Source organism: Halopseudomonas pelagia CL-AP6, assembly GCF_000410875.1.
GTDB classification, from domain to species: Bacteria; Pseudomonadota; Gammaproteobacteria; order Pseudomonadales; family Pseudomonadaceae; genus Halopseudomonas; species Halopseudomonas pelagia.
In genome coordinates this window covers 89,606-107,314 of record NZ_AROI01000007.1, presented here as the reverse complement: position 1 = coordinate 107,314, position 17,709 = coordinate 89,606, and the positions used below count along the sequence as shown (strand labels likewise).

The window sequence follows — 17,709 nt, the reverse complement described above, 5'->3', positions numbered from 1 at the left end:
ACAGAAAATGGTTATCGAAGCGGGTAGCGAACTCACGCTAAAAGCCAACGGCAGCTTTATCAAGATCGATGCCAGTGGTGTGACCGTAGTAGGACCGACGATTCGGCAAAATGCGGGTGGCTCGCCGGGTAGTGGGTCTGGCGCAGCGCCGCTGCTACCGGGGGATGTGTTGGCAGCGGATACTGATGTCGCAGGCAAGCCCTTGCTAGCAGCACAAAAACAGGCTCTTCGGCGTGCAGCGATAACGGCGCAGCCGGTATGTGAAGTCTGTGAGCAGGGGAAATAGGTCGGCATGGCAACTATAAAACAGAGCTATCTGCTCCTCGACGGCGCTCAGATCGACAACGTCCGAAAACGCATATACGAACTGGAGCCAGCCCCCGAATTCCATCTGCTCTATCAGCAAACACGTTATGCGGAGTTGGCTGATGTGGGCCCTGTGTTGGTGCGCGCTGAGCCGAGTAGCGCACTACTCAGTGAATTCAAGTCACTCTGGGAAGCCAGTGCTGGGATTGCTCTTGATTCCTCCATGCCGGAATCCAATCTCGTCAGTCATTTACGCAGCCTAATCCACCTGCGTAGCAACGCAGACGTGGTATTGCTGTTCCGCTATTACGATCCTCGTATCCTCAGAACATGGTTGGCTAGCCTGGGTGAGGCAGAGCGTGCTCGCATCATGGGTCCCGTTGCCAATATCCATTTGCGCCCGTCTGCAACCGAGCCAGTACAGACTTACCACAATCCAACCCTTACCCAGGGTCAGGTATATGACGAAAGGCCATGGTTACGGCTGGACAGCGATCAGTTGGCCTTGCTCAACGCCGCCAGGCAGCAGTGCTTTGACCAGCGTTTAATCGAGCATGTGAACCAGTGGTTTCCAACCTGCCTGGCCAGTGCTGACGAGCAGGAGCGACAAGCATGGGCGGCACAGTGCCGAAGCCGCGCTGCTGAGTATGGCTACAGCTCAGCCAATGAAGTGGCCCGCTGGGCCGGCTGTGTTGCGCTGCTTGGTACTCATTTTCCGGAGGCTGCGGAACATGAAGTCTTTCGCACCCTGCTCTCTCAGCCACAGGCCACCCCCATGCAGCGGCTGGATAAGGTAATGATGGAAATTCAGCGGCAACTGCTGACCCAAGACAAGGAACCCGTCGCGTGAGCACCAACAATCAGCAACAATCCGTAGCGCTTGCACAAGCAGATCAATCTGCGCAGCAGAACTTCGAGCAACAATCCATAGACAGCCCGGTGGCTCCCTGCCCGGCGACGCAGGATGAGATATTCATTCTACCCTCACGCTATGCGTTGTCAGAGCAGATTGCTGAGCATGAGTGTGTTCAGCCTGGCGTCACGCCCCAGAGTCACCCGATTGCGCTGCGTCGCTTGCGTCCCGGCTACTTGTATCTCTGGCACGGCGACGGCCCGCTGCGGCGCTTCGGCATAGCCAAGGACGGCTTGCTGGAAGAGCAAGGTTTGGGCGATCCGAAGATTGAACTCGAACAGGGCAACCAGGCTGGACTAATACTCAACAAGCAACACTCAGCGTGGCTTATGTACGCCGAGATACCACTTCTTGAGGCCACATGCGAAGAGTTAACCAACTTTGCGGCTGAACGCAGCAAGCGCATGCGTTTGATCCCCATGCCCCAAATCGCCACCTCGCTGGAAACCACCCACTGTCCGGCCCTGGACCAGGCGGAGGTGGTGGTTGCTGAGTTCATGCCGGAGGTGCGTGATCAGTCACTGGCTCAGGACTACCATCAAAATGGTGACAAATACCGGGGTGGAGTAGAGACCCTGGGCCAACAGATGATGTCTGACCCCAACCCGGTACGCGTCCAAGCGTACGTCGATGCAAGCACATGGCTGCATGAACGCGAACAGGCCGCACACAGGCACCCTGATGCCGCAGATTTTCCTCCGGGCTATTGGAGTAGCGTGGAATGGGATGTGCCCGCGACCGACAGCTGGGTTGCAAAAGCGAAATCCGAAGCAGGAGCATTGCACGGGGTATTTGCGACTCTGAATGACGAGTTGGGGGTGTTGCGAGACATCAATCATGAACAGGAATATGTAGAAGCCCGCCACGAAAGCTGGATCGCCGACAACAACCTGCGTCAAAACGTCGGTAGTTTTATTCGCAGCCTGATCACCGAAGACGGCGCCGAAGTAGCCAACCTGCTCAACTATCGTTATCGAGAACACGATATTGAGCTTACCGCCGCCCAAAGCGAGAGCATTCTGCAGAGCCAGAGCCGCTTGGAGGAGCTGCTTAAGGAGGAAACGCGAATTAATCATGAGCGTGGTCGTGAATACGGGCACCGGGAAGCAGATGCACTGCTGACCGACGTACATGCCGAGGTCGCAGCCGCAACCGCGCCCGTGCGCGAAATGCTGCCGCCCGAGCTGTACAGCGAGGTCGAACAAGTAGTGCGCGCATACCGCAGGGAAAAGGCCACCAACCTGTCTGGTGATCGGGCCAGTGCCGAGGTTGCAAGGCATGTCGATCTGGACCGTATGAATACTTGGCTGGACCTAGAAGCACCCGCACACTATCAGCAAGTGAACGATCGCCACCAAGTTCTATATGCAGATCGAGCCCGGTTTTTGCCCCTTCATGGGGCCGGGACCTGGTTTGTGGACTATAGCGAACCCGACCATCAACGCTGGCTCGATGAGCTGGCCGCGGCCTGCCTCAGCGCTCAGTGTACCCGGCAACAGGGCGTTGAGCAGTTCACTGGTTACGTACGCTCCGACGATGCTGGCAGCCTGCGTTTGGTATTCTATGCTTGGAGCCCCTCTCTCGAGGCTGCAGTCAACAGCACCAACCGTTTAAACGAATTAGTGGCTGCGCTTAATCTCGATAACTTGGCCAATACTCGTGATGCGTTGAGCCATACTTTGGATGAGGCTGCTCTGCGGGGTCTTGAGCGACTTGCCGGCGAGGTCGACGGGTACTGGGCCACCACCGTATCTCGCCTAGGTGCAGCACTGCTCGCCCTGAGGCCCGAATCTACCCAGGCCGGGCAATGGATGAGCCTGATGGCAGTAGTACGCTTCGGCCACGACTCGCGCCTGATGCGCGTACTGGAAAACGGCGTAACGGTCTGGCGGCTGGCGGGCGAAAAAGCGGACGCCCTGAGCCAGTGGACTCGCACTACAGCGCAGGCCATTCGCAATGGCAATGCTGCCAGTATTCTACAGGCGCCAATCGTCAGAAATAGCGGGGGCCTGCTGCCGTTGGCAGCACTGTTGCTCAACGCCCTCAATGCCAGCAACTATGCCAGCCAGTCTAATCTGCTTGAAGAAGAAGGCGATCAGCGCCGCGCTGAGCGGCTGTCTGCGGCCCTTTTCACTGCTGCGGCGCTGGTAGCGGTGGTTCAGAACTGGATGATTATTGGTAAAGGGGCGAATGAAGTAGTTCTATCTAGGGCTATTGCTCCGACACTGACCTTGTTCGGCGGAATAGTGGGAGGGCTTTCTTTATTTGCGGCGCTCAATGAGCTGGATTCCTTGAAGGTGCAAATCGAAAACGCTCAAGATCACATCGATCCGTGGTTGGACATTCGTCGCTTGGCTGTCACCGGGCAAGTAGCGGTTTACGGAGCGCAAGGGCTGCTAGGGCTAGCCCTTACCGGAATGCGGCTAGCCAACCAAATCGACACTGCGACTGCCGTCCGACGCTTCAGGCTGAGCATGGGGCCGCTCAATCTATTGCTGCTGGGGCTAGGCAGCCTCTATATTTACGCTTGGTCGCGTCAAGCCACGCCCTTGCAAAACTACCTGGCTGGATGCTGCTGGTCGCGCGAGCGAGCCTCAAGGCAGGAAAAACTAGCGCCGCAAACCCAGCTTGCCGAATTCGAGCAATTGCTCGCGCTACTCTATCAGCCGCGACTGGGCATGCAGACGATCAGTTTAAGAGTTCCCGGCTGGATGGGCGATACCGTGAAGAGGAACGGTATCACTAGCCTGACTATTGATCTGCCGGGGGCTGACCCCAATGGTGTATTGCTTGAGTTGACACTACGTGGCAACCCCAACCCACCTGCCCTCGAATTCTTTGGAAAAGAGAATCTGGGTGTGCCAACCGATCTGGGCACCACATGGCTCAAGGACAGCCGTTGCACCTGGATACCGGCGACAGAGGGGCAGGGCTTGCGTCTAACGGGCGATTTTAACCGGCCGCTCACCCGCGCTTCGCTTCGGCTGCGCTATCATAGTCCAGTCGCCCTGCTAGCTGGTATGGAAACATTGATCGGCGGGCCTCGAGGAGTTGCTTACGCTCTAGGACCAGACGGACTATTCACCGACGGCACGATAGTCGAACTTCGTTCGGGTGACCCTACCCCGGAACTGGATCTCGCCACGGCCGTGCGCTTGGACGGCACACAGTACTTGCAACCTAAGGATTAAGTGCATGAACAAGCTACAAGCCGGCAGTACTCGCAAAGGAGTGTTTTCCCGAGACGATTATTTAGCGCCGCCGCATATCCCCACCGGCCAGTCGCCCAAAGATGTCCTCAACGTCATCTGGCGCAAAAACAAAGTGTTCCTTGATATCGGTGACTACAGCATTGGTTCGTTTGTGATGATTGCGTGGCCTCTTATCCTGCTCTGTCTATGGCTGATGCCTCCGTTTGGTTCTGAAGCATTTCATGGGATGTACTGGTATGCCTTTTTCTGTTTTGTAATTTTCCCTGTACTAATGCTCTTTTACATCATGTCCCAACCCGCTCCTCTCCCAACACGCTTCAACCGCCAACGCCGAGAAGTCTGCGTGCCGCAAAAGGACGGCAGTTACTGGATAGTCCCTTGGGAGCAGGTCGAGGCGCAGGCTGTTGCAGTGAACAGCATCGGCCAGCATGGCAAAACCACGCAGGGGATGTTGGTGATTGGATTTACAAACCCTGACCCGGGTGCAAAAGAGGAAAACAAGCACTACAGCATTGGTTTCAGTTGCGGCGGCGGAACCACGGCCATGCGCTTATGGGAGTGCATGCGTAGCTTTATGGAAGTCAGTCCAGAGGCAGTTGCCGACAATACAGGAAGGTTTCATCGACCCAGGGGTGTATGGGCAACCTACATTGACGATGTTATCGAAGCAGCAAGGCGCAAAGGTTGGTTCAAGGCGTTATTGTGGGAGGGGGCCTGCGGTCTGATTTTATTCAACACTCCGCTCATTGACCTGGTGGAAAGAATAAAGCTTTCGCCCCCACCCGATCTGACCGACCCTGCCATTATCGAATGGTCCAAACCTCTCCCGCCCGAGCAGTGGGCCAAGCGTTCCCCAGAGCTGGAACAAGCCATTATTCAGCGTGAAGCGGACTTGGCAATAGAGCCAGAAAGGGCGTGACGCAGCCTCAAGTTGTTGCCAGTCGGAAGGGCACCACATCCCGAGCGGGTGAGGTAAAAAAAGGTTTTTTGTGGAAGCAAGAATACCTCTCCCCACTACCTATTCCTACCGGCGAGCCTGCGTCCGATGTGTTAAATCTTATATGGCGCAAGAATGATACGTACATGGATGTTGGAAGTCTTTCCTTGGCAGGTGCATGGGCAACTTACCATTTACTTTCAATCATTATTTTGTCTCTGATAATTTACCCAATGGCCACGGGACTCCATTTGCTTGCTTTAATGATCTTCCTCGGGGGGGGAGTATTAATGGGGTTTCTGTGGATTGTTTTTATCAGACTCTATCTCCGCCCACTCCCCCCCCCTTTGCGTTTTCACCGCCATCGCAGAGAAGTTCGCATCACCACCCCCGATGGTGAGGAGTGGACAGTACCCTGGGAGCGTGTTCATGCCATCGCTCCAAGCGCAACCATGGTCGGCCAATTCGGTGCGGCTCAAATGGGTGGGCTGATACTGTGGTTTCCATACGCGCACGAGATTAATGCTCCTTACCATGAGGATAAAGAGGGGTGGCTGATGATGGTGAGCCCAGGGCCGGGTATCGCCGCAATGCGACAATGGGAGTGCATTCGCAGTTTTATGGAAAGTGGCCCACAGGCTGTTCCTGAGCCTCTCAAGGACCTTCGGGACAAAAGCATAAAAGATATATTCATTGAGACGTTTAACAAAACACGTGAGAAACGCGGCCTAACTTTTGCGCTTTTATGGGAGGTGGGTGTCGGCTGTGTGTTGTTTAATGCTATGTAGTGGTCAACTGATTCCGGACAGTGGATAAAGTTTTTCCTCTGCCTTTGCAGGAGCCAGGCCATCATTGAATTGATGTGGTCTCAGCCAGTTGTAGCGTGTCATTAGGTAATAACTGATGTCTCGTTGTGCTTGGTTGAACGTGGTGTATCCGGTGCTTGGTATCCATTCTGACTTCAAGCTGCGGAACAGCCTTTCCATGGGCGCGTTGTCCCAGCAGTTGCCCCGTCGGCTCATGCTTTGCCTCATACGGTAGCGCCATAACCGTTGCCTGAATTTGCGGCTGACATACTGGCTTCCCTGGTCCGAGTGGAACATCACATTCTGAGGCCGGCCTCGCTGTTCATAAGCCATATCCAGCGCTCTTATGACCAGCTCTGCATTTGGGTGACTCGATAGCGCCCAGCCCACAACACGACGGCTAAACAGGTCCAAGACGACAGCAAGATAACACCAGCGTCCTTGAGCCCAAATATAGGTAATGTCGCCACACCAGGCTTGGTTAGGCGCTTGCACAGCAAACTCCCTGTTCAGATGATTCGGGATATCCAGTCGCTCGACAGTGGCCGACTTGTACGCATGACGCCCTGGCTGCTTGGATACCAGCCCGAGAGCGCGCATGAGACTTCGGACCTTGAACCGGCCGATTTGATACCCTTCTTCGCGCATCGATCCCATGATTGTTCTGCTACCCGCAGAGCTCCGGCTCTCGTTAAACAGCTGATTTACCTTACTGCGCAGCATCAATTTCTCGGGATCAATTTGCTTCCGGCGACGCCGGGAATCGTAGTAGCTGGATCGGGAGATGCCGAACGCTTCACAGACCAGTTCAACAGGCTCATGCTCACTTAACCGGTCTATCAGCGCGAACGATCGAGCTCGTCCGCCATCAAGAGAGCAGTAGCCTTTTTTAATATCGCTTTCTCCCGTTCAAGCCGATTGATCCGGGCTTCGAGCTCCTGAATCTTCTGTTGCTCTGGGGTTAAAGCTTTACCCTTGGGCGTACCGCCGTCACGTTCGGTTCGTAACTGGTCGACCCAGCGTCGTAGTGCTGTTTCTCCAATCCCCAGCGACTTGCTTGCCTCTATGACCGAGTATCCCTGGTCTAGAACCAGCAACGCTGCATCATGTTTGAACTCGGTTGAAAATGTACGACGTTGTCTTGTCATGGAACACCTCAGCTATGGCGGTAAATTTACCACCCATTTCGGTGTCCGGGATTAGTAGACCACTACATCACCCCCCCCCCCGAGCTGACCGATCCCGCCATTGTCGAATGGTCAAAACCTCTTCCGCCCGAACAGTGCGGCCAAGCGTTCCCCAGAACTGGAACAAGCGATTGCTAAGCGTGAAGCCGATCTGGCGCATGGGCTCGAAACAGCATAACTCAGTCTGCCGCCGACATCAGCCGCAAGGGCATGACCTCCCGCGCCCGGGAGGTGAAAAAATGCTTTTTGTGGAAGCAGGAAAACCTCAAAACAGCTATGGCTGACTACCTAGTTGAATTTGAAGGGTGAGTGTCAAAACGGTACAAGTGCAGCAAATGCAACTGGCTCCCCCAGATCAAAACCAAACCTCCCCCGCTACACAACGCTGCACCTCCCCACCCACCCAAATATCACCATCAATTTCCTCGATATGCACCCTGCCCCGCCGTCCGATCACCGTGCCCTGACTAGAAACATAGCGCTGCGGCAGTTTACCGCCCGCGACCAACCACTGCGCCAGACTGGCGTTCAGGCTGCCGGTTACCGGATCCTCGGCGTACTCATCGCCCATAAAAGCGCGCACTTCGACATCAGCCTCAGCGCCAACGTCGTTCCAAGGGGCAACCACGCCGACGTTCAAGCCATTGAGCGCAGGGTAATCCGGACGGATGGCGAGCACCTCTTCTCGGGAGGACAGCAGCACCGCGACCCAGCCTGGCCCGTTGTCCACCCAGTTGCTGTCCAGCACGCTTTCCAACGAAATACCCAAACCTGTGGCAATCTGTTTGAGCGTTGCATCGTCCACCTTGCCACTACGCATTAACGGTGGCGCGGCGAAAGCCAGGCGAGCGCCGTCGCGACGGATGCGTACCAGCCCTGCACCACACTCCTGTACAACTTCCTTGCCCTGAGGAAGTCCGCCGTTGTCCAGCCAGACATGGCAACTACCCAAGGTGGGATGACCGGCAAAGGGTAGCTCCCGCCGTGGGGTGAAGATCCTGACGCGGTAGTCGGCGTCAGGAGATGTTGGGCGTAGCAGAAAAGTGGTTTCGCTAAGATTGGTCCAGCGGGCGAATGCAGCCATCTGCTCGTCAGTCAGCGCGTCCGCGTTACTGACTACCGCCAAGGCATTACCCTGCAACGGCCTTTCGGCAAATACATCGACCTGTTGAAATGATAACGAGACTGGCATGCATGGCTACTCGATGCAGTTAATGGATGGTCATGGTAGTCAGGAAGGAACCAAGGAGTACAGGTACAGATCGTCAATAGATAAGCACCACAGACCATCCTGCCCTGCGCTACCGGCAGCGCAGAGCAGAGCAGAGCAGACTCAGCCGATACCGCTGAATCAGAAGCGGTAACTCACGCTCAGCTTGGCGTTACGGCCCTGTGAGTAGGCGTTGTCACCAGACAGCGCCGGGCGATAAAAGCGGTTCAGCACGTTGTCTACGGTCAGGTTGGCGCTGACATTCTTGAGCGCACCACGCTGCGGCGCCCAATCGGCGAACAGCCGGTGAACGTCGTAACTGTCGTTGCCGTAGTGGTTCCAGTAGACCTCGCCGCTACCATCGTACAAGTCGCTAGGCAGACGATCCGACTTGCGTACGAACTCGCCCTGCCAGCCCAGGTTCACGTCAATCTGCGGGATCTTTACACCCAACATCGCGACCCATTTGACCGGCTGAATATCCCGCGCCCATACATCCTTTGCCCAAGGGTTACTGTAGGCACCCTTGTGTCTACCCTCCATCCAGGAGTAGGACAGACTGGCGAAGAGACGACGATTATCATAGAAACTTTCCACTTCAAAACCGCGAATGGTCGCGCCTTCCAGATTGCGATAGTTGGACAGCGGCAGTAGATCGCCACAGTTGTCGGCAATCGAACCACCATTCTCGGCTTGCGCTGCGCAGGCTACCGAACGGAACTTGAAGATCTCATCTTCGATCTTGTTATGGTACGCCGTGGCCCTGACCTGCAGGTTGTCACCACTGACGATTAACTCGGGCAGACTGACGACTGCACCGGCCCGCAGCCCACGAATCTTTTCGGCATCCAGATCACGACTCGTACCGCCAAAGGTGGAGCTACTCTGCACTTCATACTGTTCATCCAGTACTGGCGCGCGCCAGGTTTTGGCGTAATCGAAGAACAGCCCAAGTTGATCGGTTGCGTGCCAGAACACCGCCAGCCGCGGTGACCAGCCAGAGTAGGTCTGTGCACGATAATCATGATTCATATCCGGATTGTTGTAACGCTCGGCCAGATTGCGCTCACCCTGATTACGCACATGATCGAAACGCAGCGACGGCGTAATAGTCACGTCACCCAGGGTGATAGCGTCCTGCACATAGGCGCTGCGCGTTTCCTGCTCACCGGCGGGCATGAAATGCGGTTGATACCAACCATAGTTGTACTCAGGGTTGCTGTCGAAGGTCGGCAAATACATGATTACATCACGGGTATGTTCGCGCCACTGCGCGCCGACGGTCACTTCGTGCTCCAGCGGACCAGTATTAAACAGGCTGATATTGCGCGCCTCCAGCACCTTGTCGCGGTATTCGGTGTTGATGTACTTACCGCCGGTGGTGGAGCTATAACTGGCGTCGTCATCACGCGTATCGGTCTGTTCGGTATCGGACAGCGAATAAGTGATTTCCAGGTCAATCAGCGGGTTGTCGGTGGGCTGAAACTGATACTTACCAGCCCAGGTGGTATCCACCAGCTCACGGTTCGACAGCAAGCGGTTCATCGCCGCTTCCAGGCTGCCGTAACGATCAATCGACCACTTGCTGGGCACCAGAAAGGTCACCGCACTGAAAGACGAACGCAGCTCACTCTTGGTGCGGCTGTAGGTCAGTCCGAAGCTGTGTTCCAGCGTAGGATGGAAATTGCCCTTGATCAGCACCGAGTCCTGATCCTGGGCGGTAAAGGGGTAGCGCTTGGGATAGAGATAGCCCTCATCCTGATCGATGTGGCCTGCCAGCTTGATATCGTTGCTGTCACGCTGACTGAGATAGATCAGACCATCCAGACGAGCGTCATCGGTGCGGCCATAAACGGCGCCACTGTATGTCTGCTGCTGATCGTTGCTCTGGTAACCGTACTTGACCAAGGCGCCCGTGTTGCGACCCTCTTCCAACATATCGGCGGCGTCACGGGTCTCCATGTGTACCGTGCCGCCAAAACCACCGTTGCCGCTGAACACCGAGTGCGGCCCCTTCTCCACCTCGATGCTTTTGATCAGCTCCGGCTCAATAAAAATGGTGCCTTGCTGGTAGCGCTCAAAACCGCTTTTCTGTGCACCATCCAGGGTGAAAGGCACATCTTCTGCGTCCCCTAACCCCCAAATATTCAACGTCTGGCCACCGGGCTTGACCGAACCGCCCATATTGACGCCAGGCAGGGTCTGCAACAATGCAGGCACATTGTTGGCCTGCTGCCGCTCAATGTCTGTCCGCGTCAGAGTGGATCGGCCTACGTTGCTCGAATTGACCTGTGAACCGTTGCCCACTACGGTCAGCGCCTGCAGGGTAATGCCATTGCCGCCCTCTGCCAACGGACGAATAACGTAACCCTGTGCAGATGGCACCATTTCAAAGCCAGAGCCCTGCAGCAGCAGGCGTAGCGCATCAACCGGTTCATACTCCCCCGCGAGCGCTGGCGCTTGTACCTGACGGATCAGCGACCCGTCGAACAACACCTGCATACCACTTTGCCGCGCCAACTCAGTTAGCGAGGCGGCGAGTGGCTGAGCCGGTAGACTCAAGGCAACCGGCGCCGCCTGCAGGCTGCCACTGACCAGCAGCCCGGCCAGCGCCAGACGGGATAAACTAAATCGGGTATTGCGAATGCTCATCGTGCTCTCCTGATGCCATGCTCAATTGCTTACATCCAGAGAACGCAACAGAACGAGAAAGCCACACCTCCTAAATGAAAAATATTTTCATTTAGATTTGACTGTGTAAGGAACAGGGGTCACAACGCGTTAACAGACACACTGCCATCCTCGGCCGTATCCACACGGACCGGCAACAGCAACGGCAGTGATGTCAGAAAATCTTGCGGCTGATAGATATCCAGGCTGCCAGAGAGCTTGCGCTCAGCCAGATTCGCATCAGTGAGTTCAACCGGCTTACCCAGATAGCGCGACAGTTCCTGCAGCAATTGAGCCAGTGAACGTTCGTGGAAGATCAGTTGACCATTACGCCAACTGGCCACTCCGTCGGGCGCAACGCGGCTGATCTGCTGCTGGCCATGCAAATAGTCCGCCTGTACCACTTCGCCGGTGGACAACAGCACCGGCGGCATACTGGCAGCACCAGCATCTACTAAGACCTTACCCTGCTCTACTGCCACATTGAGCACATCCTCGCTCAGCCGAACGTTGAAACGCGTACCCACCACTCTGACTCGACCGGCGCCCGCCTGAATCAGGAACGGACGCCGCGCATCAGTTGCCACCGAAAAAAACGCCTCGCCTTCCAACAGCGTCACCTCGCGACTATCTTCAAAATAACGCACCTCGACGCGCGAGCCCATATTCAGGGTGACATGGCTGCCATCGGCGAGCGCAAGCTCGTGCAACTGCCCTGGATCTGCCTGCGCCGCCAATTCCAACTGCGGCCGTTCAACCAGCAGCACAAATGACAGCAGCCCAACCAGCAGCAATACGCTGGCGGCCATGGCGAGCAGCTTATGCGGCCAGTGCTGCTGCAGCGGCACCACCGCAGCCCGCCGAGAAGATGGCACTGCAGCATGGGGCGACTCAATCAGGTTCATGTCATCCCACAGCAGTTCGAGATCAGAAAAGGCCTGGGCGTGAGCTGTATCAGCCTTCAGCCAATGCTGGAATTGCACCTCGTCAGACTCGGTGAAGCGCTCGCCACAACGGCGGGCAAACCAGTCTGCAGCTTGCTCATCAATGTCAATCCGGGGCCGTTCAACGCTGTGTAGCATGCTCAGCTCCCTGGTGAAGTCGGGACTGCGCATGGCGCTTGCAGTGCAGCATTGCCAGCGCAATGTGCTTTTCCACCATGCTCAATGAAATCCCCATCTGCCGAGCCACCGCCGCCTGCGACAAGCCGTCGAACTTGTGCAGCACAAAAGCCTGTTTACGTTTAGGAGGCAGATTTTCCAATGCCTCAGCAAGCATATGCAAGCGTTGCTGCTGCTCTACCATCGCCAGCGGCCCCTCTGTCTGTAGTGCATCATCCAACTCTGCTTCATGCTCATCCAGCTCTACCAGACCGCTGCCACCACGCACTTGCTGGCGACGCCAGTGATCTACCATGAGATTGCGTGCAATGCGAAACAACAATGGGCGGGACTGCTGCACTGGCGTTGACGTGGCGCTGTCCAGCCAACGGACGAACACGTCCTGCGCCAGATCATCGGCGTCGGCTGCATTGTTCATGCGCTTGCCCAAAAAGCGCCGTAGCTCGGACCTCAGTCCGTTGAAATCAGACGCGCCAAGCGGCCCAGACCTATCAGTCACAGACGACCTACCAACAGTACAGGGGTATGGCTGGACACAAGAACCTCCGACAACGCACAGCCTGATCGACCATGCACGGAAACAAGAACAAACAACAAAACGGAATAGTTATCATTATCGCAATAACTCTCGCCGTGCTGTCAAGTACCAACCTTCCGCCAGCGCAGGGATTGACAGACAGCGCATGATCGCCCAGCATAAATAGTAACGATTCTCATTTGCTAGTTCTACCACGGACCCGTTACCCATGACCGCTCGCGACCCCTCTGTACAGCAGCAAATGGATATGCTCTACCGCGAGCATCACAGCTGGCTGTCCGGTTTTTTACAGCGACGCCTCGGCTGCTCCCACAGCGCTGCCGATCTGGTACAAGATACCTACCTACGTCTGCTAACCAGCGGCAAGCTGCCTCCTCTCGATAACTCGCGGGGCTATATGACGCGCATCGCCAAGGGATTGATGATCGACCTCTACCGGCGACGGCGAATTGAGAATGCCTACCTTGAAGAGCTGGGGCACCAGCCCGAAGCCGTACATCCCTCGCCGGAAACACATGCACAGACCGTTGAGGCCTTGATAACTATCGACCGTCTGCTGCACGGCCTACCGATCAATGTGCGCCGCGCCCTGCTGATGCGGCGTCTGGATGGCCTCAGCTACCGCGAGATTGCTGAGCAGTTGGGTGTTTCCGTGTCCTCGGTAGAAAAGTACGTTGCCTGCGCACTACAAGCCTGTCTGCTGGCAGCGCTGGAGATGGAGCAGTGAAGGGCGCCCGACGACTATCTGCCGAGCAGATCAGGCAGGCGGCTATCTGGATGGCGCGACTATGGTCCGATAATGCTACGGAGCAGGACCGCCGTGCCTGTGCTCAATGGCGCGAAGCCGACCCGGCGCATGAATATGCCTGGCAGCAATTGCAGCAGTTGCAAACCCGCTTCGATGGCGTACCCGCCGACAGTGCCAGTCGCATTCTCGCTCGCCGTACCGACCTGTCACGACGGCAAGTACTTGCCCTCGCCGGGCTAGTCTGCGGCGGTGCCGGGCTCGCTGCAATGGGCAGCCGAGATCAGTGGCAACCACTCACCGCCGATGAGCGCACTGCCACTGGTGAAATCCGCCAGCTGCAGTTAGCTGACGGTACCCGCCTGTTCCTCAATACCGCGACCAGCCTGGATATCTATCCTGGCGCCAGCGGACAAGAGCTGCACTTGCTGCAGGGCGAGCTACTGGTCGATAGCAGCAGCAACTCCCGCCCCTTGCTACTACGCTGCCGTGATGGTGCGATCAGACCAATAAGCGCGCGCTTCAGCTTACGGCAGTATGACCAAGACACAGAGCTGGCAGTGTTTCGAGGCAGTGCCCGCGTTGAACCTCTGCGAGCAACCGGCGTCGGCACCAGCCTCAGCGCCGGTGAAGCCAGCCGCTTTTCCCGCCACCTGATTCAGGCACCGCAGCGCGCCGATCTCAACAGGCAAGCTTGGACCGAAGGCAAACTGGTGGCCGAACGCTTGCCGCTGACCCGCTTTATCGCCGAACTGGATCGCTACCGCGCAGGTATCTTGCGTATTGATCCGGCGTTGGCGTCGCTGCAGATCACTGGTGTGTTTTCTCTGCACGATACCGACGCCACCTTGGCTCGCCTGCCGCAGGCGCTGCCGGTTCGGGTTCGCTACTTCAGCCGCTACTGGGTCAGCATCGAAGCGGTCTGAGCCCTTAGCAAAGCTTAAATACAAATATTTCGCATTCGCATTATGGTTTTTGGTCTCTCGTTCGGTGTACAGGGAAACACTACCAACACAACGAGATAGGGAAACCCATGCCACGCGGTTTTGCATTACGCCACACATCTCTGGCGCTAGCCCTGCACCTGGGCCTTGGCCTCGGTGCCGTTACCATACCCACGACGGTTCATGCCCAGAGCACGGCCATCCGGTCATTCGACATTCCCGCCGGCGGTCTGGATCAAGTGCTCAACCGGTTCGCATTGGAAGCCGACATCGAGCTTTACCTAGATGCTGCACTCACCAATGGCCTGCAAAGCACTGGCCTGCAGGGCCGGTTCAGCGTCGACCAGGGGCTCGACACCCTGCTCGCCAACAGCGGGCTCAGAGCGCAGCGCCAGGCCGACGATGCCTGGCGGCTGTACCGCCCGCAGACCGACGCCAGCACCATTCAACTGGCGCCGCTGAATGTGCAGGGCACCGCGCTGTACCGGCCCAGCCGTGACGAAGCTGGCTACGACGCGATCTATGACGAAAACATCTCCAGCGTCTACTCCGGCAAGCAGCAGATCGAGCGCTACAAGGGCACTAACCCAGCGGACGTATTCAAGGGCATGCTCAACGTCTACACCGGAGACGCCCGCAACAGCGGCGCACTCGACCCCAACATTCGCGGCATCCAGGGGCCAGGCCGGGTGCCACTGACCATCGACGGTACCGAACAGGCCATGTCGGTCTGGCGCGGCTACAACGGCGCGTCCAACCGCAGCTACATCGACCCCAACCTGATCGGCGGCATCAAGGTCATCAAGGGGCCGAACATCGAACGCAACGTCAACAGCTCGGTGGGCGGTGCCGTGGTTGCCAGCACCATCGATGTGGATGACATTCTCGCCGCAGGCGACAGCTTCGGCGGCGAGTTCAAGCTGGAGGCCGGCAACAACACCACCTCGCCGCGCATCCCAAAGCTGCGCAGCGGCGAAAATTACTATGACGTACCCGGCTTCCCGATGAATCCGAGCGTGCCCAGCAGCGATCCGACCCTGCGCATCAACCTCAAGAGCAGCAGCGACGACAAAGTGCTCTCCACCAACGACCACGCCTACCGACTAGCGCTCGGCACCCGGCAGGAGAAGTTCGAGCTGCTGGGCGCCTACGCCTTCCGCGAACACGGCAACTACTTCTCCGGCAAGAACGGCGCCGGCTACTACTCGCAGGAAGACACCGGCTCGCGGGTGCAGGAATACTCGCAGACCATGGCCCTGGATTTCCACCCCGGTGATGAGGTGCCCAATACCTCCAGCAAGATGGAGTCCTGGTTGTTCAAGGCGCGCTGGAAGTTCGACGACAATCACAACCTGACCTTCGGCTACCGCGACACCGACAGCCTGTATGGCGAGATTTTGCCCACCCGACTGGCCAATGCCGACGAGAAGGGCGCCGTGCAGTGGCCCCTCAGCCATGTTGATGCCAAAGCCTATAACATGGAATACCAGTACAACCCGGACAACCGCTGGATAGATCTCTACGCCAACCTCTGGACCACCCGCACCGAAAGCGACACCTACAGCGCCGGCGGCTTCCCCAACTACGCCACCTGGACTGACCCCGTTCTGCGCAATACCGCCGTGGCCAACGCCGACCAGAATCGCACGGGCCTGACACTAAGCAACCAGTTGCAACTGGCCAGCAGCCTGGACCTGACCCTGGGCGGTAGCTATCAGCACGAAAAGCTGCGCTCAGGCGACGAATACGGCGGCGTGGATGATGGCTGGCGCATGTTTCCGCGTGCCGGCCGCCGCGAAGAGCGCGAGTTCAATTTCAACTTCGACTGGCGCCCCACCGACTTTCTCACCCTGGACCTGGGCATGCGCTACTCCTCGTTCTGGGCCAAGGATGACTTTCTTGCCGAGCAGCAGGCGGCAGGCAACCTGATCAGCACCAATGCCATTACTAGCCGCAACGCTACCTACCGCACTACAGAGAGCTACACCGAAGAGGAAATGACTACCCGGAGGGAAGATACAGCCAATGTGCTGCGGGACACATGGGGGTTCTCCGAGGAGCAGATTGCGGAAGCAATCGCCAACCTGAGCACCACCTATACCGCAACTCACAGGGTCGACTGGCTGCCTGACAGCAAAGGTCGCTACAGTCGCGATACCAACGCTTGCCTGAACGGCACGCTGGATAGTGTCGACAATCTGACCGGCGACTGCACTATCGGAACCGGCACCACCAGCGCCATCGCCACTCCCGCTAAAACCCGCCACGGTCACGGCTGGACCCCAGTTGCCTCTGCCGCCCTGCGCGTAACCGACAACAGCCGTGTGTACCTGCGCTACAGCGAGGCCTTACGTTACCCCAGCATGTTCGAGAGCACCATCGGTTTCTCCGCCTCGCTCAATCCCTTCTACACCCTGGAACCAGAGCACGCCTTCAACTACGAGGTCGGGTACGTGCACAACCTGACCGAGCTGCTCAACCCCGAACGCTTTGCGGATATCAAACTGGCCTACTACCAGCACCGCACCAAGAACCTGATCGAGCGCAGCAACAATTTCATGTTTTACAACATAGAACAACAGACCCTGCGTGGCATCGAGCTGCAGACTCGTTACGACAACGGCGGCTTTTTCGGCGACCTGAGCCTGGCCTACAATCTGGAAAACGAAGTCTGCGACAAGAATTCCGCCGTGCTGGCAGATCCTCGCTTTGGCTCGGTACCCGACTGTGTCGAGAACGGCTTTATGGGCGGTTATCTGATTGCCCATGCTATTCCCCGCTACTCCGCCAACCTCAATATTGGCGGTCGGCTGTTCAATGACAAGCTCGAACTGGGTAGCCGTGCGACCTATTTCAGCAAACACGAAAACAGCGATCTGGACGACTACAAGGCTAACGCCGAAACCAACCTGTTGGCGATCTACAACCTGCCGCTGTCCTGGGGCAGCGTCACCACCTACGACGCCTACGTCAGCTACCAGCCCCGTGACGACCTTACCCTGGAGCTGGTCGGCAGCAACCTCACCGACGAGTACTACATAGACCCGACCTCGCGTTCTGCGGTCGCGGCCCCCGGCCGCGCGCTGAAACTGAGCCTGACGGCGCAGTTCTGATCAACCC

At 57.2% G+C, this 17,709-nt stretch carries 12 protein-coding genes and 1 pseudogene; 8 read left to right on the top strand and 5 right to left on the bottom strand.

The window, feature by feature from the left end; genetic code table 11:
- The 5 genes and pseudogenes from K787_RS0106480 to K787_RS22395 all read left to right on the top strand — a co-directional run.
- Nucleotides 1-286, top strand: a pseudogene (locus K787_RS0106480) (type VI secretion system tip protein VgrG); the annotation flags it as partial.
- Nucleotides 287-292: 6 nt separating this feature from the next.
- Nucleotides 293-1,156 (top strand): DUF4123 domain-containing protein, encoded by an 864-nt coding sequence (locus K787_RS0106475; RefSeq protein WP_022961981.1) that lies wholly within the window; start codon nucleotides 293-295, stop codon nucleotides 1,154-1,156.
- Nucleotides 1,153-4,410, top strand: a complete 3,258-nt coding sequence (locus K787_RS0106470; RefSeq protein WP_022961980.1) for a toxin VasX — start codon at nucleotides 1,153-1,155, stop codon at nucleotides 4,408-4,410. Before K787_RS0106475 ends, K787_RS0106470 begins: the two co-directional genes overlap by 4 nt.
- A gap of 4 nt (nucleotides 4,411-4,414) precedes the next feature.
- Nucleotides 4,415-5,350 carry a hypothetical protein gene (locus K787_RS0106465; RefSeq protein WP_022961979.1) on the top strand — a complete coding sequence of 312 codons (936 nt, stop codon included), beginning with the start codon at nucleotides 4,415-4,417 and terminating at the stop codon, nucleotides 5,348-5,350.
- A complete protein-coding gene (locus K787_RS22395; protein ID WP_022961978.1) occupies nucleotides 5,347-6,156 on the top strand; it encodes a hypothetical protein in 810 nt (269 codons plus the stop codon). Before K787_RS0106465 ends, K787_RS22395 begins: the two co-directional genes overlap by 4 nt.
- 3 nt (nucleotides 6,157-6,159) lie before the next feature.
- Here the strand turns inward: K787_RS22395 and K787_RS0106455 are convergent.
- The 5 genes from K787_RS0106455 to K787_RS22390 all read right to left on the bottom strand — a co-directional run bounded on the left by K787_RS0106455 (nucleotide 6,160) and on the right by K787_RS22390 (nucleotide 12,861).
- Nucleotides 6,160-7,322, bottom strand: a protein-coding gene (locus tag K787_RS0106455) for an IS3 family transposase (protein WP_152486792.1) whose coding sequence is annotated in 2 segments (ribosomal slippage) — nucleotides 6,160-7,067 and nucleotides 7,067-7,322 — 1,164 coding nt in all. Because the reading frame shifts where the segments join, the coding sequence is not laid out codon by codon here.
- 394 nt (nucleotides 7,323-7,716) lie between these two features.
- Nucleotides 7,717-8,553, bottom strand: a complete 837-nt coding sequence (locus tag K787_RS0106445) for a PhzF family phenazine biosynthesis protein (RefSeq protein ID WP_022961975.1) — start codon at nucleotides 8,551-8,553, stop codon at nucleotides 7,717-7,719.
- A gap of 159 nt (nucleotides 8,554-8,712) precedes the next feature.
- A complete protein-coding gene (locus K787_RS0106440) occupies nucleotides 8,713-11,223 on the bottom strand; it encodes a TonB-dependent receptor (protein ID WP_022961974.1) in 2,511 nt (836 codons plus the stop codon).
- Between the two features lie 119 nt (nucleotides 11,224-11,342).
- On the bottom strand, nucleotides 11,343-12,323 hold the full coding sequence (locus K787_RS0106435) for a FecR family protein (RefSeq protein ID WP_022961973.1): 981 nt from the start codon (nucleotides 12,321-12,323) through the stop codon (nucleotides 11,343-11,345).
- Nucleotides 12,307-12,861: a sigma-70 family RNA polymerase sigma factor gene (locus tag K787_RS22390; RefSeq protein WP_022961972.1), complete on the bottom strand. Its 555-nt coding sequence runs from the start codon at nucleotides 12,859-12,861 to the stop codon at nucleotides 12,307-12,309. Before K787_RS22390 ends, K787_RS0106435 begins: the two co-directional genes overlap by 17 nt.
- 247 nt (nucleotides 12,862-13,108) lie before the next feature.
- Here K787_RS22390 and K787_RS0106425 point away from each other — a divergent pair, with 247 nt between their 5' ends.
- The 3 genes from K787_RS0106425 (at nucleotide 13,109) to K787_RS0106415 (ending at nucleotide 17,702) form a co-directional block, all read left to right on the top strand.
- A complete protein-coding gene (locus K787_RS0106425; RefSeq protein ID WP_022961971.1) occupies nucleotides 13,109-13,627 on the top strand; it encodes a sigma-70 family RNA polymerase sigma factor in 519 nt (172 codons plus the stop codon).
- The gene (locus tag K787_RS0106420; protein WP_022961970.1) at nucleotides 13,624-14,571 is read left to right on the top strand and encodes a FecR domain-containing protein; all 948 of its coding nucleotides are present in this window, start codon (nucleotides 13,624-13,626) and stop codon (nucleotides 14,569-14,571) included. The genes K787_RS0106425 and K787_RS0106420 overlap by 4 nt, the downstream gene beginning before the upstream one ends.
- Before the next feature lie 107 nt (nucleotides 14,572-14,678).
- Entirely contained in the window at nucleotides 14,679-17,702 is a 3,024-nt protein-coding gene (locus tag K787_RS0106415) for a TonB-dependent receptor (protein WP_022961969.1), read from the top strand.
- Nucleotides 17,703-17,709: the final 7 nt, after the last annotated feature.

Bases quoted from the DNA above. Each gene is read 5' to 3' on its own strand.
- K787_RS0106475 (WP_022961981.1), top strand. From the start codon at position 293: ATGGCAACTATAAAACAGAGCTATCTGCTCCTCGACGGCGCTCAGATC.
- K787_RS0106465 (WP_022961979.1), top strand. From the start codon at position 4,415: ATGAACAAGCTACAAGCCGGCAGTACTCGCAAAGGAGTGTTTTCCCGA.
- K787_RS0106445 (WP_022961975.1), bottom strand. From the start codon at position 8,553: ATGCCAGTCTCGTTATCATTTCAACAGGTCGATGTATTTGCCGAAAGG.
- K787_RS0106440 (WP_022961974.1), bottom strand. From the start codon at position 11,223: ATGAGCATTCGCAATACCCGATTTAGTTTATCCCGTCTGGCGCTGGCC.
- K787_RS0106435 (WP_022961973.1), bottom strand. From the start codon at position 12,323: ATGCTACACAGCGTTGAACGGCCCCGGATTGACATTGATGAGCAAGCT.
- K787_RS0106425 (WP_022961971.1), top strand. From the start codon at position 13,109: ATGACCGCTCGCGACCCCTCTGTACAGCAGCAAATGGATATGCTCTAC.
- K787_RS0106415 (WP_022961969.1), top strand. From the start codon at position 14,679: ATGCCACGCGGTTTTGCATTACGCCACACATCTCTGGCGCTAGCCCTG.